14 protein-coding genes and 1 tRNA gene are annotated in these 14,098 nt (G+C 51.1%); 7 read left to right on the forward strand and 8 right to left on the reverse strand.

Annotated elements, in window-relative coordinates; all coding sequences use genetic code 11:
• Nucleotides 1-45 precede the first annotated feature (45 nt).
• Nucleotides 46-519, forward strand: coding sequence for a type III secretion system chaperone (locus tag AC3CB2_RS16300; protein ID WP_352934381.1), 474 nt, complete (start codon nt 46-48; stop codon nt 517-519).
• Complete coding sequence (locus AC3CB2_RS16305; RefSeq protein WP_352934384.1) at nt 516-1,406, forward strand: Rho GTPase-activating protein; 891 nt, start codon at nt 516-518, stop codon at nt 1,404-1,406. The genes AC3CB2_RS16300 and AC3CB2_RS16305 overlap by 4 nt, the downstream gene beginning before the upstream one ends.
• 60 nt (nt 1,407-1,466) lie before the next feature.
• Here AC3CB2_RS16305 and AC3CB2_RS16310 read toward each other — a convergent pair whose 3' ends face one another.
• Nucleotides 1,467-2,312, reverse strand: coding sequence for a lytic murein transglycosylase (locus AC3CB2_RS16310; RefSeq protein ID WP_244421360.1), 846 nt, complete (start codon nt 2,310-2,312; stop codon nt 1,467-1,469).
• Between the two features lie 372 nt (nt 2,313-2,684).
• On the opposite strand from AC3CB2_RS16310, the gene AC3CB2_RS16315 reads away from it, so the two are divergent.
• Nucleotides 2,685-3,686: a BMP family lipoprotein gene (locus tag AC3CB2_RS16315; RefSeq protein WP_008552761.1), complete on the forward strand. Its 1,002-nt coding sequence runs from the start codon at nt 2,685-2,687 to the stop codon at nt 3,684-3,686.
• 72 nt (nt 3,687-3,758) lie between these two features.
• Here AC3CB2_RS16315 and AC3CB2_RS16320 read toward each other — a convergent pair whose 3' ends face one another.
• Entirely contained in the window at nt 3,759-5,171 is a 1,413-nt protein-coding gene (locus AC3CB2_RS16320) for an aminotransferase-like domain-containing protein (RefSeq protein ID WP_352934387.1), read from the reverse strand.
• 91 nt (nt 5,172-5,262) lie between these two features.
• Between AC3CB2_RS16320 and AC3CB2_RS16325 the strand changes: the two genes are divergently transcribed.
• A complete protein-coding gene (locus AC3CB2_RS16325; RefSeq protein ID WP_008552745.1) occupies nt 5,263-5,859 on the forward strand; it encodes a LysE family translocator in 597 nt (198 codons plus the stop codon).
• 5 nt (nt 5,860-5,864) lie between these two features.
• Here AC3CB2_RS16325 and AC3CB2_RS16330 read toward each other — a convergent pair whose 3' ends face one another.
• A complete protein-coding gene (locus AC3CB2_RS16330; RefSeq protein ID WP_008552682.1) occupies nt 5,865-6,827 on the reverse strand; it encodes a nucleoside hydrolase in 963 nt (320 codons plus the stop codon).
• Between the two features lie 225 nt (nt 6,828-7,052).
• Between AC3CB2_RS16330 and AC3CB2_RS16335 the strand changes: the two genes are divergently transcribed.
• Complete coding sequence (locus tag AC3CB2_RS16335; protein ID WP_352934391.1) at nt 7,053-7,331, forward strand: metal-sensing transcriptional repressor; 279 nt, start codon at nt 7,053-7,055, stop codon at nt 7,329-7,331.
• Nucleotides 7,332-7,378: 47 nt separating this feature from the next.
• Nucleotides 7,379-8,698, forward strand: a complete 1,320-nt coding sequence (locus AC3CB2_RS16340) for an MFS transporter (protein ID WP_352934394.1) — start codon at nt 7,379-7,381, stop codon at nt 8,696-8,698.
• 13 nt (nt 8,699-8,711) lie between these two features.
• On the opposite strand, the gene AC3CB2_RS16345 is transcribed toward AC3CB2_RS16340, so the two are convergent.
• Together AC3CB2_RS16345 and AC3CB2_RS16350 are read right to left on the reverse strand one after the other, a co-directional pair.
• On the reverse strand, nt 8,712-9,470 hold the full coding sequence (locus AC3CB2_RS16345; protein WP_352934397.1) for a class I SAM-dependent methyltransferase: 759 nt from the start codon (nt 9,468-9,470) through the stop codon (nt 8,712-8,714).
• A 91-nt stretch (nt 9,471-9,561) separates the two neighbouring features.
• Nucleotides 9,562-10,224 carry a YiaD family glycine zipper/OmpA-like lipoprotein gene (locus AC3CB2_RS16350; protein ID WP_008552718.1) on the reverse strand — a complete coding sequence of 221 codons (663 nt, stop codon included), beginning with the start codon at nt 10,222-10,224 and terminating at the stop codon, nt 9,562-9,564.
• A 337-nt stretch (nt 10,225-10,561) separates the two neighbouring features.
• Here AC3CB2_RS16350 and AC3CB2_RS16355 point away from each other — a divergent pair, with 337 nt between their 5' ends.
• Nucleotides 10,562-12,382 (forward strand): carboxylesterase family protein, encoded by a 1,821-nt coding sequence (locus tag AC3CB2_RS16355; protein ID WP_352934400.1) that lies wholly within the window; start codon nt 10,562-10,564, stop codon nt 12,380-12,382.
• 82 nt (nt 12,383-12,464) lie between these two features.
• On the opposite strand, the gene AC3CB2_RS16360 is transcribed toward AC3CB2_RS16355, so the two are convergent.
• The 3 genes from AC3CB2_RS16360 to AC3CB2_RS16370 all read right to left on the reverse strand — a co-directional run bounded on the left by AC3CB2_RS16360 (nt 12,465) and on the right by AC3CB2_RS16370 (nt 13,960).
• Nucleotides 12,465-12,541 (reverse strand) — tRNA-His (locus tag AC3CB2_RS16360).
• A 232-nt stretch (nt 12,542-12,773) separates the two neighbouring features.
• Entirely contained in the window at nt 12,774-13,277 is a 504-nt protein-coding gene (locus AC3CB2_RS16365) for a phasin (protein WP_014284058.1), read from the reverse strand.
• A 296-nt stretch (nt 13,278-13,573) separates the two neighbouring features.
• Nucleotides 13,574-13,960: a phasin family protein gene (locus AC3CB2_RS16370; protein ID WP_014284057.1), complete on the reverse strand. Its 387-nt coding sequence runs from the start codon at nt 13,958-13,960 to the stop codon at nt 13,574-13,576.
• Nucleotides 13,961-14,098: the final 138 nt, after the last annotated feature.

Raw genomic sequence — 14,098 nt, forward strand, 5'->3', positions numbered from 1 at the left:
ATCCAAGCAGCACAACTTGGATGCCTCAAGTAAGGCGGGGGAGCGATGCGCCAATTATTAGATGAACTTCTGAACGAGATCGGTCGAAGAATTGGCCTTGATGGCCTGTCTTTGAATGAAGACAACACGCTTCTGCTTGGGCTCGAGAAAGAACTCTTCATGACGGTGCAGTGGCGCGAGGACACGCAGACCCTGCTGTTTAATGCGGTCGTGAACACACAACCTTGCGATGACCCGGCAAAGCTGAAAGCGCTGATGCAGACGAACTGCGTGCTGACGCTTGGCCATGGCATGAGCTTCAACATTGACCCGGCCTCAGACCGTATCAACCTGTCTCAGGTGGTCGACATTGCCGACAAATCTTCTTTCACTCTGCAGGAAAAGCTGGAGCAGTTCATCAGCACTTCTGCCTCCTGGCATGAGCGTCTGAGCAGCTCAGCCCCGCTTGAAATGGACTGGCAGCACTCTGCACCTGCAACAACAGAACATTCGTTTGAAACTTTGGGTATGAGAGTATGACCGCAATTAACCTCGCACATTTTCAAAACGCCATCGACAGCCATGTTGCTAACGGTAATTTGGACCAGAAGCTGACCGTGACAGATAGTGGCGCTTTGCAAACCCGCGAAGCAAGCTCCACACTGGCAGGCAAGTTGGTGTCCTGGCACAATCTCAGCTCTTCTGAGGGCACGCAAAAAGCTCAGGATCAAGGCGCATTTCGCACAGCTCTGCAAGACAAGTTTGGCAAAGAGCTGGGCGAACAGGCCTACAAATATGCCTGCAATGCCTGCGGATACACTGATGGAAAGTTTCATAGCCTGACGGTAAAGCAGATTTCTACAGGTATCGATTTCGCTGTGCTTCATAAGCATGAAGCTGAGGTGCAGAACAAAAGCATCATTAAGTACTTTGAGCAAAACCCGGAGCAATTATCGAGTGTTGGGTTGGCCCGTGTAAATGGTAGCAAGAATGAGATCAGCAAGCTGATTGCGAACAGGACATCTCAGGACTTTGATAGTAACGTACATGGCAAAGTAGAACACGAGCTTGCGGGCGCATTTAAGCAGAACCTCAGAGAAAACATGAGTAACACTGAGCTAGCGAAGGTCTTGGACTTTGTAAAAAGTTATGATCCAGTCCTCGATAACCTGCCTGCGCTGAATGAGTTACCAGAAATGGTGCAAGACACAGTAAAGTTTTCCAGGATGATTGCTGAGAAGGCAGATGTAAACAAGATGCAACCTTCAAACCTTGCGATCGTGTTTGGCCCTAACGTCGTAAAAGATGATAGTTTAGCTCCCTCGGAGCAATTTGGTCTAATTCAGGCTGGAAACAAGTTCTTCACCGCGTTGGTCGAGCGCGAACTGCCTGACGATTACTATTTGCGCATACCGAAAAACGATTAAACAAATAAAAGGCCGCTGAGTAGAACACTCAGCGGCCTTTTTTGCATATCTCAGGCTGGATTAGTTGCTCAGTTTTTCAGCCATGATCTGGATGGTTTTGACGTACACACCAGCGCGGTTCCAGGAGCGGATCACTTCGTAGTTTGGTGTGCCCGGCCCCCATGGTTGGCCTGGTTGCCAGCCGTAGGACATGAGGAAATGCGCGGTGGACGCCAGAGTATCCGCTGTGTTGTACAGCAGGTCACGTTTGCCATCGCCGCTGTAGTCAATCGCGAACTTGATGTAAGAGGACGCGAGGAACTGGGTCTGGCCGAGTTCGCCTGCCCATGCGCCCTTCATTTCGCTTGGCTGCAAGTCGCCTTTCTGGACAATCAGCAGAGCATGATACAGCTCGTTGCGGAAGAAATCTGCACGGCGGCAGTCATAGGCCAGCGTTGCCAGTGCGCGAATGGTATTCATCTTACCGATGCCACGACCATAGCCTGTTTCAAGGCCCCAGATGGCGGTGATGATTTCACGCGGAACACCAAATTCATTCTCGATGCGAGTGAAGAGCGCGTTGTGCTTCTTCATCAACTTGCGGCCTTTGTTGATCAGCGCATTGTTGACGCGAAGCTTGTAGAATTCTTCGAAGCTGAGTTTGAAGGATTTCTGATTGCGATCGTAGCCAATGACCTTACGGTTATACGTAATTCCGCTCAGTGACTTGTTGATAGTTGCCTTGGAGATACCCTGGGATTGCAGTGTATTTTTGTAGGATGCGAGCCAACGGTCAAAGCCTGCTCCAGTATCTCCACAGGTCGCTGCCTGGGCTGATGATACGCCTACAACTAACAGACCAGCGCCAAGTAATAGCCCGGCTTTTCTAGTTTTGACCTTTACAGTCTCAATAAATGATTCGAACACCCCAAACTCCTGCGTGATCACTAAGCAATTTTGATGGTTCTAACGAACAATATTAGCCAAATTGGCGGATAACTGAAAAATTTTGCAGTCCTAATATATTTATTCGCATTTTAACCTTGATCCTAACACCGGCATGTGTCCAACTAAAGGCCGTACACAGAACTGTTTTCAACATGCCTGATCGTTTTGGACAACCTATAGGCGCATAATTAAGGACAAGCTAACACTTAGCTGGACTTACGCAGGGGAAGGTATGCACTTAGACGCTAACCTCAATGAGGTGAGTCTCCAGGTTGGGAACTTGTGGTGAAAACAGACTTGGCGACCGGGCAACGTGAAGGTTTCCCATTGGGATATAACGGAGGAATGGGTATGAAATCCATCAAAACCATCGCTGCAACCGCAGTATTGGCAGCAGCAATGAGCACAACTGCTATGGCAGCGGACTTTAAACCTGCAGTTATCTTTGACATGGGCGGTAAGTTCGACAAGTCATTCAACGAAGCTGCTTACAATGGTGCTGAGGCTTTCAAGGCTGAAACCGGTATCGAATATCGCGAATTTGAGATCTCCAACGCTTCCCAGCGTGAGCAGGCTCTTCGCAACTTTGCTCGCCGCGGCATGAACCCAATCGTCGCAATGGGCTTCGCACAGGCAGCTCCAGTTGAAAAAGTTGCTAAAGAATTCCCAGATGTAAACTTTGCAATCATCGACTCCGTTGTTGATCTGCCAAACGTTCGCTCTGTTGTCTTTAAAGAGCAGGAAGGTTCTTACCTCGTAGGTATGATGGCAATGCTCGCTTCCCAGACCGGCAAGATCGGTTTCGTGGGCGGCATGGACATTCCGCTGATCTCCAAGTTCTCCTGTGGCTACAAGCAGGGCGCACTGACCACCAACAAAGACGGTGAAGTGTTCGCTAACATGACTGGTACAACTCCAGCTGCATGGAACGACCCAGTTAAAGGCGGTGAGCTTGCTAAGTCTCACTTCGCACGTGGCGCGGACGTGATCTTCGCTGCTGCTGGCGGCACCGGTCTTGGTGTTCTTCAGGCTGCTGTTGATGAAGACAAGAAGTTCATCGGCGTTGACTCCAACCAGAACCACCTGGCTCCTGGCAAAGTGCTGACCTCCATGGTTAAGCGCGTTGACGTTGCTGTTGCAAACGCATTCATGGATGCGAAAGAAGGCAAGTTCACCACCGGCATCCAGTCTCTTGGTCTTGCTGAAGACGGTGTTGGCTACGCAATGGACGAAAACAACGCTCCACTGGTTAGCGAAGAGATGAAAGCAGCTGTTGAAGCAGCTCGCGCAGATATCATCGCAGGCAAAATCACCGTTCATGACTACATGAGCGACATGTCCTGCCCATACTAAGATCTCTTAGTATGCTGGCTTAGGTCAGATTTCGGCCCCTGCCTGAACCTCAGGCGGGGGCTTTTTTATTGCCTAGCCGACCATTGGCCGCGGTGTTTGATTGCTGCCCAGTTGATCTATGGAGTCTTTCAGCAGGGATATGGCATCCTCAAAATGAGTGTCCTGCGCGATGGTTGAAAGACTGATGCGCAGCGCGTTGGTATCTGTGCGAGGCGCAGCCTGAAAATGGCGATGGGATAGCACCTCAACCCCGCGCAGAAGCGCAGCCTGCTCCACCAACTCCGCATTTTGCTGCTCCGGCAACTGCATCCATGTAAACAACTTTTCCTCACCACCTTGCAGCGTGATTGCCGGGAACATCGCCTTCAGGGCATTGTAGCGCCGCTTTAGAAGATCCCTTTTTATTTGCAGTGTTGCTTGCAGCTCTCCGCCCATGATCCATCTGGAAACGATCTCCACGTTGAGTGGAGAGGCCATCCATGTGCTTTCGCCAATGGCGTTTGCAAAGGCTGTTTTGACGTTGTTTGGAACATGGATGTAGCCAGTCCGAAGGCCTGCAGACATAACCTTGGACGGTGATCCTATCAGCACGGTGTTTTCTGGCAGGAGTTCCAGAAAACTCTCCTGATTTTGCGAGATGAAAGGCGTGTAGGGATCGTCTTCAATGACGGTGAGATTGTGCCTCTCAATGACGGCGGCCAGCCTTTGTCGCTCTTTGCTGGTCATTGTGTAGGTGGTTGGGTTCTGAGCGTTCGGAATGAGGAAAACGCCGCGAATATCGTGTTTACTGCAGGCATCCTCCAAAGCATCTGCAGACATTGCCCCCATATGACCATTTACATCACACTCCGCATCGATCGGTACAATCTGAAGCCCCAGAGCTGGCAGGACAGACAAAATGGGTGGGTAGATCATTGCGTCAACTGCGATGGCGTCTCCGCGGTTGAACATGGCTTGCAGAGCGATCTGAATACCGTGCTGGGCGCCACACGTAACGAGCGTTTGGCTGGGCCTGGCAGGAGCCCCATAAAACTTAGTGAGGAAGTGCGCGCCTATCTCACGATGCTGCGGTGTCCCCTCTGATGGGCCATACTCGTTGAGCGAATTGACGAGCGGATCTTCGCTCAGTTCTCGCAGCATGCTGCCCAGATCCGGGTTCAGGTGAGCCATCCCCAAATTGCGAGCAAGATCATAGCTCTGGATGCCTTCTGTGTTGGGCATTAGGCTCAACGGAGAGTGGGTGCTGCTGGTTTTGGCGATGTACGTGCCCCTGCCCGTTTCACCGCGCACTAGTTTCCTGCGCTCTGCCTCAGCATAGGCGCGGGTGATTGTCCCAAGCGTCACACCAAGCTGGTAAGCCAGCTCACGTTGTGGCGGCAGGCGATCACCTTCCACAAGGCGACCTGTCTGGATGTCGTGTTCCAAAGCCGTTGCAATGCTTAGGTATTTTGGGGAGGTGAGCTTATTAGGGTCAGGCTTCCACATTGTATTCATAACAATAAAGCAATTGATAGATACGATCGATACAATAACTTAGCACGCTGTGTAGATTGTATCAATTGACTGGAATGACAATATGGATTGGGCATCACTCAGCGCCTTTGCGATTTTTGTAGCCATTATGACCGGCACACCGGGACCGGGAAACCTGACCTTCATGGCAATTGGCGCCAGCGCCGGTTATCGCACCGCCTTTCCGGTTATTGTTGCGGCAGAGATCGGTAGCCTTGTGCTGAACCTATGTGTGGCCTTTGGGCTGGGCCAGCTGATGGCACGCGGTGGCCCATTGGTCACATTCTTCAAGTTCGCGTCCATGGCTTACATGACTTATCTGGCATGGCGCATCGTGCAGCTGAACATCAAGCCAAAGGGCGAAGTCAGCTTGCCAACCTTCTGGGAAGGTTTGCTTATTCACCCGCTTAGCCCGAAAACGTGGGCGATGAGCCTTGTGGCGTTCACAAGCTTCTTCGCAGCTAATGGTATGGGGCTTTATGAAAACGCCGCGATCCTGACTGCCGGGTTCCTGATTGGCGGCATGATCTCTCACAGCATGTGGGCGATGGTTGGGGTTTCAATTCTGAAGGTGATCGGAGAAGGAACCTTGATGCGCGGCATTACGATTGCCATGGCTGTTGCGATGCTTGCAGCCACTGCATGGTCTCTGCTTCTTTGATGATATCACTGGTGGCGTGATGCAAGCGCTGCCAGTGTACCTTCCAGAATTCGCTCCATTTTCGTGCGATCGGCCTGCTCCATAATGCCGATGATCGGAGCTTGGGTTTTGCCTTCATGATCCAGAATGGTTGCACCGCGGGCAAACTCACCGCCAGTTTCAACCAGAACGCCACAGACGATTGTTCTGGCAATCACTTCTGGATCCAATAGAGCTGCAGCAGCCAGAGGATCGGGCAGGATGAGAAGGTCTTCGTGGTACCAGGTCTGCCCTCGTTGACGCATGAAAGCACACATGTGCTCAGCAAACTTGGCGGGGATCGTATCCCCCAGACGATCAAAGATGCCATCAACCACATCCCCCGGGAGGGCATCATGAAGGCTTGGTTCCCACGGGATCATGGTTGTGTTAACCGCCTGTGAAAGTACCATTTTGGCGGCTTCCGGATCACACAGGATATTGAACTCAGCCGCCGGTGTGACGTTGCCTCTGCCATGACAAGTGCCGCCCATTGTCCATATGCGGTCGATCCCTGCTCCCAGGTCCGGTTCTTCGCGTAGCACCTCTGCCAAATTGGTCAGTGGTCCAATGGTCAGGATCTGGAGTTTGGGTCCACCAAGCTCAGCTTTTCGCAGGACATCTCTTAGCGCATTATGGGCTGTTTCACCTGAGGGTTTGAGCAGATGTTGTGGTCGCTCGACACCGCCCAAGCCGTCTTGGCCATGAACATAAACGGCATCGATCCGTTCACCAACAGTGGGATCAGACGCACCTTTGTGGACGGGAATATCTGCATTGCAGATCGCTAGTGTGTCCAGAATGTTTTGCGTGGCTTGTTCAACATCTACATTACCAAATGTGGTGGTGATGAAGTCGATCTTCTTACCTGCACCGATCAGCATCATGAGTGCGATGGCATCATCAATGCCGCCATCCGTGTCCACTGCAAAAACAAAATTATCCGGCACGTCACTCTCCCGGCGCACCTAACTGGCAACGCATATCCATCAATCTGGTTCAGTTTCAGCATTCTGCACTGGCAGACAAGCCCTCGTTTCCGTGGTCCTGACGCCAGATAGCTGACTTCATTGTGCTGCGAAGCATATCACGAAGGGTTACAGAAATGATTTATCCGCGATTTTGCAGTCTGAGGCCTTCTTGCAATATCCCCCTAGGGGGGATACAAGCGTGTCATGACTGAGAAGCATATACACCAATCCCATCCGGGAATTGTTAATCGCCTGAAACGCGCCAATGGGCACCTGCGCTCCATCATTGACATGATCGAGGATGGTCGGCCTTGCGTGGAAATAGCTCAACAACTTCATGCAGTTGAGAAAGCAGTGATGCAGGCGAAAAAGACCCTGATCTACGATCACCTCGACCACTGCCTTGATGATGCTGTCGATAATCCGGACGCAAATTCCGAGCAAACGATTGAAGAGTTCAAAGCAATCTCCCGTTACCTGTAGGGGGATATACTCAACTCAAGAAAACAAGAAGCCAAAGGAGTTTCCGCGTGCTTTCCGTACTCGCAAACCGTACCTATCGCCACCTGTTTCTTGCCCAAGTTATTGCGCTGTTCGGTACTGGCCTCGCCACTGTCGCGCTAAGCCTGCTTGCGTTCAACATCGCCGGAGATGAAGCTGGTTCCGTGCTTGGAACCGCCTTTGCGATCAAGATGATTGCTTATGTTGGGCTGGCGCCAATTGCTGCGGCTTTTGTTGAGCGTCTGCCACGGCGTACTGTGCTTGTGGGGCTAGACCTTATCCGCGCGGCGGTTGCCCTTGCACTGCCTTTCGTGACTGAGATCTGGCAGATCTACGTGCTCATCTTTGTGCTGCAATCGGCATCGGCTGCATTCACGCCAAGTTTTCAGGCGGTCATTCCAGACGTTTTGCCAGAAGAAAAGGACTATACAAATGCCCTCTCTCTCAGCCGGCTTGCCTATGATCTGGAGAACCTGCTGAGTCCAACGATTGCGGCTGGTTTGCTGTTGGTGATCAACTTCCATGGGTTGTTTGGCGGCACGGTGATTGGCTTCCTCGCTTCTGCGGCCCTTGTTGTGTCCGTCACCTTGCCCAAGCTGAAGCCGATTGAGAACCAACGCACAGTGAAGCGTATTACGCAGGGGACGCGTATCTATCTGAGCACGCCTCGCCTGCGCGGCATGCTGGCTGTATATCTGGCCGTTGCTGCAGGTGGTGCCATGGTGATTGTGAACACCGTGGTGATTGTGCAAGGCACGTTTGGGCTGCAAGCAGATGATGTTGCCATTGCTCTGGCTTTTTTTGGAGCGGGTTCCATGATTACAGCCCTCAGCCTGCCGAAGGTACTGGAGCGCTTTAAAGACCGGAGTGTGATGATCCTTGGTGCCAGCATAATGGCCGTGTGTCTGAGCTTTGGATTTCTTCTGAGCAGCTTTACGCAACTGCTGCCACTCTGGTTCCTGATGGGGCTTGGTTATTCTGCGGCACAGACACCCTCAGGCCGTGTTTTGCGGCGATCAGCCACGGGAAGTGATCTTCCTTCTGTGTTTGCCAGTCAGTTTGCGCTCAGCCATGTGTGTTGGCTGGTTGGATATCCACTGGCAGGCTGGGTTGGTTCCAGCTTTGGCATTCCCACCAGTTTTCTTTCCATGGCGGCTCTGGCGTGGATCAGCGTGTTTACCGCCATGGTGTTGTGGCCGAGCAAAGATGCGCAAAAGCTGCGTCATAGCCATGAAGACTTGCCAGACAACGATCCCCACTGGGCCAAAGGCGTCGACAAAGTGGGTAAGAGCCACGTGCATGAGTTCAAGATTGATGACTTGCACACTCGATGGCCGAGCAGTTTGTAATACCTGCTAATGATCAGATACGGCCCAGTCGCATTGCGATGGGCCAACTGATTTTGCGGAGTTCTTGCGGGTCACCCCAGAGGCCTGCAAGCTCTTCTGCAAAGCGGTCCATAAGACTTGCTTTACCTTCCTTGGCTGCCGCTTTCACTGATGACCATGTGCGGACGTAGCCGAGAAACTGCTCCAGTGTCCAATCTCGTTCAATAGACATTGCCGGGTAGCTTAGCTCCTCAAAAGGAAAGTCAAAACTGGCATAGCCATTGTCGACGTGTTGGCGCTCTGGTGGCCAGTAAGGGCCGATTTCATCGTAGTAGAACTGGAGGAAACGATCGTTGCACTTAGCGTTGTCGATGGAAAGCACTCCGTAACTGACGAGCGCCAGCACACAGCTGGGAGCGGCTATCCGTCTGGCTTCCTGATAAAAACTCGGCAAATCAAACCAGTGGGCGGCTTGTGCGGCAACGATCAGGTCAACACTGGCCTCTTTGGCTGAGCATTGCTCTGCGGGTTCTACGGCAAAGCGGATGTTTGGAACAGGTGCTGCATTTTCAATCTGGGAAGCGCTGACGTCGGTGGCCAGGACTTGCTGGATGTGTCGGGCAATCAAGGCGCTGAACTGGCCTGTTCCGCAGCCAACATCAACAGCAAGATTGTGATGCTTACACTGAGCAGCCAGAAACTCGGCAAGTTCAGGAGGATAGGTCGGGCGATACTTCGCGTAGTTCTCTCCAGCGCTCTGGAAATGTGATGCAGCCAGATCGTTTTGTGTCATGTGCAAGCCTCCCCTGTTGCCGATGAGAGACTAACAAAAAACGCGGCCCCGGTAAGGGACCGCGTTCTAAAACTTTTGCCTGTCTGACTGATTAGTTCAGTGGAGACAGGATGATTTCTACGCGACGGTTCTGTGCGCGGCCAGCTTCGGTTGCGTTGGAAGCAATCGGGCTGGTCAGGCCGTAACCTGCTGCGGAGATGCGTGCACCGTTGACGCCCTGATTGAACAGGTAGTTGCTGACGGAGTCAGCACGGCGCTGAGAAAGCTGCAGGTTGAACTGAGCGGAACCGGTGTTGTCGGTGTGACCGTAAACGTTCAGACGTGTCTGTGGGAACTCTTTAGCAACGAGAGCAACACTGTTCAGTACCTGCATTGCGCGGGAAGACAGAGTTGCCTGACCAACAGCGAAGGTCACATCGTTTGGCATGTTCAGAACGATCTGGTTGCCGTTGCGGGTTACGGAAACGCCAGAGGACTGGAGTTGCTGACGAAGCTGTGCTTCCTGACGGTCCATGTAGTTGCCGATACCGCCACCGATCAGGCCGCCTGCAGCGGCACCAACGAGAGCGCCTTCAACGCGTGCACTTTTACCACCAGCGATCGCACCGATGATCGCGCCGGTCGCAGCACCAAGGCCAGCACCGCCAGCGGTTTTGGAAATGCGGGACTCACCAGTGTACGGGTTGGTTGTGGTACATGCTGCAACGGAAAGGCCGAGAACAATAGCAATCGCGGCGTGCATCAGTTTTTTCATTTAAAATTCTCACATCGTAATTTTGAGGGTCAGATGAATCGTCGTGAATCTGGCCTCACTTCGAACATTAACCCTATCAAAAGCCACTGAGCGCCTAATACAAGTGCTCAAGGGGTGAGTGTCCTTGAATTCCACCGGATTTGTCGCTGAAAACAGCCATTTTCTTTAGTTTGTGATGGCAGTCACAAAAATCATCAATGAATTAAACAAAGCATTTTGACACTCAAAAATTTGCCACAATTTCAGCAATGCATTTTAAAGCATGCTGTTTAACGCCGTTTTTTCCTAAAAGACGAACACTAGAGGAAGCCCAAAACAGATAAGAAGGCGGGGTTCCATGAAAACGGTGCTTGCACTAGCATTCAGCATTCTCACTATAACAGGGTCATATGCTCAAAGCCCCAATGCTGATGATCAGCTGCTTTTTGCGCCGGACCAGCCTGCTCCGCCTGAACAGCCCTGCATTACCCTGAGCAACAAGAAAATCCTGTGCGGCAAAGCCGATGACAGTGGCAGCCAGCTGCTAAGTGTCTTCAAAGGGGTGCAGTACGGGCAAGCGGCGCGTTGGCAGCCTTCCAGTGTGTTTGATGAATATGAGCCCAACGGCTATGAGGCTTTGCAATATGGCGCTCGCTGTCCGCAGCCGATCTGGAATCCAAAAGATCAGCTGCGCGGTGAGGAAGACTGCCTCTACATGAACATCTGGGCACCGGCAGGTGCCATCAAGAACCTCAGCAAGCTGCCTGTTATGGTGTTTTTCCATGGTGGTGGTTTCATGGCTGGTGGGGCTGACAAGGCTTATCATGCTGCTGATGGTGAGATCATTGAGCTTTACACCGGCAAGTCTTTTTCCGCTGACCAGAACATCGTTCTGGTGACCGTCAACTTCCGCCTTGGCATTCTGGGTACATTGGCCACAGATGGGATTACAGGACAAGAACCGTCCAATGGTGGGAACTATGGTCTTCAGGATCAGCAGACAGCCCTGAAGTGGGTACAGAAACACATCACCTCATTCGGTGGAGATCCTGATCAGGTGACGATTTTCGGCGTCAGCTCCGGTGCGATGGCGGTTGGATTGCATATGTTCAGCGCAGACAGTTCCAAGGATCTGTTCCGTGCAGGGATCATGCAGAGCAGCGCAGCCTCCTATAAATACCGCAATAAGGAAGAAGGCCGGGATCTGTTTTACTTCTATCTGAAGTGCCTGCGCGCTGCTATTCGCAATCCAGAATCAGATGAATGTGCGTTGACGGCTCAGCTGGATGATCTTGAGAAGGCGACCACACGACAAATTCTTCTCGCTCAAGCTCTGCTGCAGGACTACCTCTTTAAAAAGGGCGTGTTCCTAAGTGCCCTGCCTGGTAGCATTGCGTTTTCGCCGATTATTGACGGTAGCTTCCTGAAGGAACAGCCAAATGTGCAGATGGAGAAAGGCAACGAGAAGCCTTTGATGCTGGGCTTCAACAAAGATGAAGGCGTCTTGTTCGCCAACTTTATTGACGCAACTGGCAATCTGAATGCGGTAACGTTTAATGGCATTCTTGGACGTGACTATGAAAATCCGATGCTGATCGTTGGGCGTGAGGGTTATGGCGCGCAAACGCCTGCTGCTCATGGCCTACAGCCCAAGACACCGTCAACAGCTCTTGCCAACTTGATTGGCAATTCTGTTTTTGCTTGTCCGACGATGTCTGCAAACATTGAACGAGAGAAGCCAACCAACAATACGTGGCTTTACTTCTTCGCGCAGACGTCCGTTGAGAACATGGAGAAGCCCCCTACAAATCCGAAGGTGAATAACGTTTGCGGCCCGCAAAACCAGTGGGGCAACGCCTGCCATGCTTCGGAACTGCCGTTTGTCTTCAACAATATGCCGCCAAACTCGACGGAAGAAGACAAAGCCCTTGCTGTGAAAATGAACGCTCTTTGGGCTCAGTTTGCCAAGACACCGGAAGCAGGTCCTTCAAAAGACTGGAAGCTTTGGACATGGCCCAAGATCGGCAATCCTTCAAACTTCAACGTGTTGCAGGGTGCGGATAGTGATGCGAACTTTGAAGATTTATTTGAGCAGTCTGACTGCGCATTCTGGCTAGGAGAAATAATCGAGAAGAATGCAAATGCCATTCTCATTCCCAAACAGTTGCCACAGGAATAAAAAAGTCTTTTCAAAGTGTTAGGAAAAAGAACTGGCGAAGCAGATGATCTCATCTATCTCACTAAGGAGCCTTAAGAAGAGATGGTACAGACGAGTGGATTCGAACCACCGACCTTCGGAGCCACAATCCGACGCTCTAACCAACTGAGCTACGTCTGCTTGCCAGTGGCGCGGAACATAGGTTCAATTTTTGAGGTTGGCAAGTCCCTTGAAACATCAAAATGAAAAAAGTCCACAACACTGATAAAAAATTGCCACTTACCCACTGCGACTAGGTGGTTTCACTCTGTTTTTCAGAGGCTTAAACACAAAATCCTCCCGCCTGAGTTGCAAAATGCTGTGCAATCCAATCGGGAGGATATGTATTTTTTTGGAAAAAAATTAGCCGGGCTTATGCGAGCTTCATTTCTTTCATGGACTTGTCGAACGCCTCTTTGGCTGGCTGAGACATGCTGGTCGCAAGTTTCGTTGCTGTTTCCTGCATATCTTTCACCTGCTGGCTGATCGTGTCGTACTGTTTACGATTGTAAGCAGACTGAAGTTCGATCGCTTCAGACAGGCTCTTCACACCAAACATGTCGCGGATATGCGAGAATGCAGCTTCGGAGTTATCCTTTGCAGCATCGACAGCCTTGAGGTTGATTTCCATAATGCTGTCGCGAGTCACTTCCATGGTCTCTTCGAGCATTGCGGTTGCTTCTTCAGAAGCAGATTTCACTTTTGCATAACCTTCACGAGCCTGATCGACGCTCTTTTCGGTCATTTCCTGGATAAATGCAGGTACTTCCATTTTGTTCATAGCAAACACCTCATTCTCTACAGACTTAGTAGCTTTCTGAGCGGTCTCTTCAGCCTTTTTCTCGGATTTCGCAGTATCAACTTTTGCAGTAGTCATTGGGATTGCTCCTTATCGTCTTGGGAGGAACACAAAGGATCGAGAGGGAGAAAACCGTCTCCCCTTAGGTCAACTTGAGATTAATATAGGAGTTATTTTGTGCATTGCAACATTATTTTGCAGTGCAATAAATGCAATCTCACTTAAGCCGCTGATTGGAAGAAGAAAACTTTTTTATTCTGGCGGTGCAAATCTCAGCCTTGCAGCGAGAAGTTTCAGAAGCACACCATGAACGAGGCGAGGATACGCCTCATTCTCTGCTTTTATTAGAGGGAGACTCAGCTCCTAAACAGCCCTTAAAAATCACCGGCTTTCTTGGCAACTTCTTTGACTGTGCGAGAGGCTTTCTCGCCCATCTCACGCATTTGAGCACCAGTCTGTTCCATCTGCTTGTGCAGATACTCCTGCTGAAGGCTCACCAGCTCTTCCATATCTTTAACCTGAAACATGCGCTGTGCGAGTTCGAATGCAGAGTTTACGTTTTGCTCTGCAAACGCGAGGGCCTGGCGGTGCATATCGGAGGAATCCTCCTGCATTGTGCTTGAAGCATCTTCCATGCTGCTGACCGCATTCTCGGTTGCATCCATGAAGTGATCAAAAGCCTTGCGTGCCTGATCGATGCTTCGATCAGCAAATTCGCGCATTTGATCTGAAACTTCAAAAGGAACTTTTGTATCTACCATGCTCAAGCCTCCACCCTTCGTGTTTAAGGTTCTGTTGGTCGTGCAGAAAGGGCCTATTCCCTCCCCTATTTGCAACTCGTTTACTCTGGTGTGGCAATGCTATACTTAACCATAGGGAAAGAAAATAGGAGCTTAGAC

This window comes from Pseudovibrio sp. SCP20 (assembly GCF_057774105.1).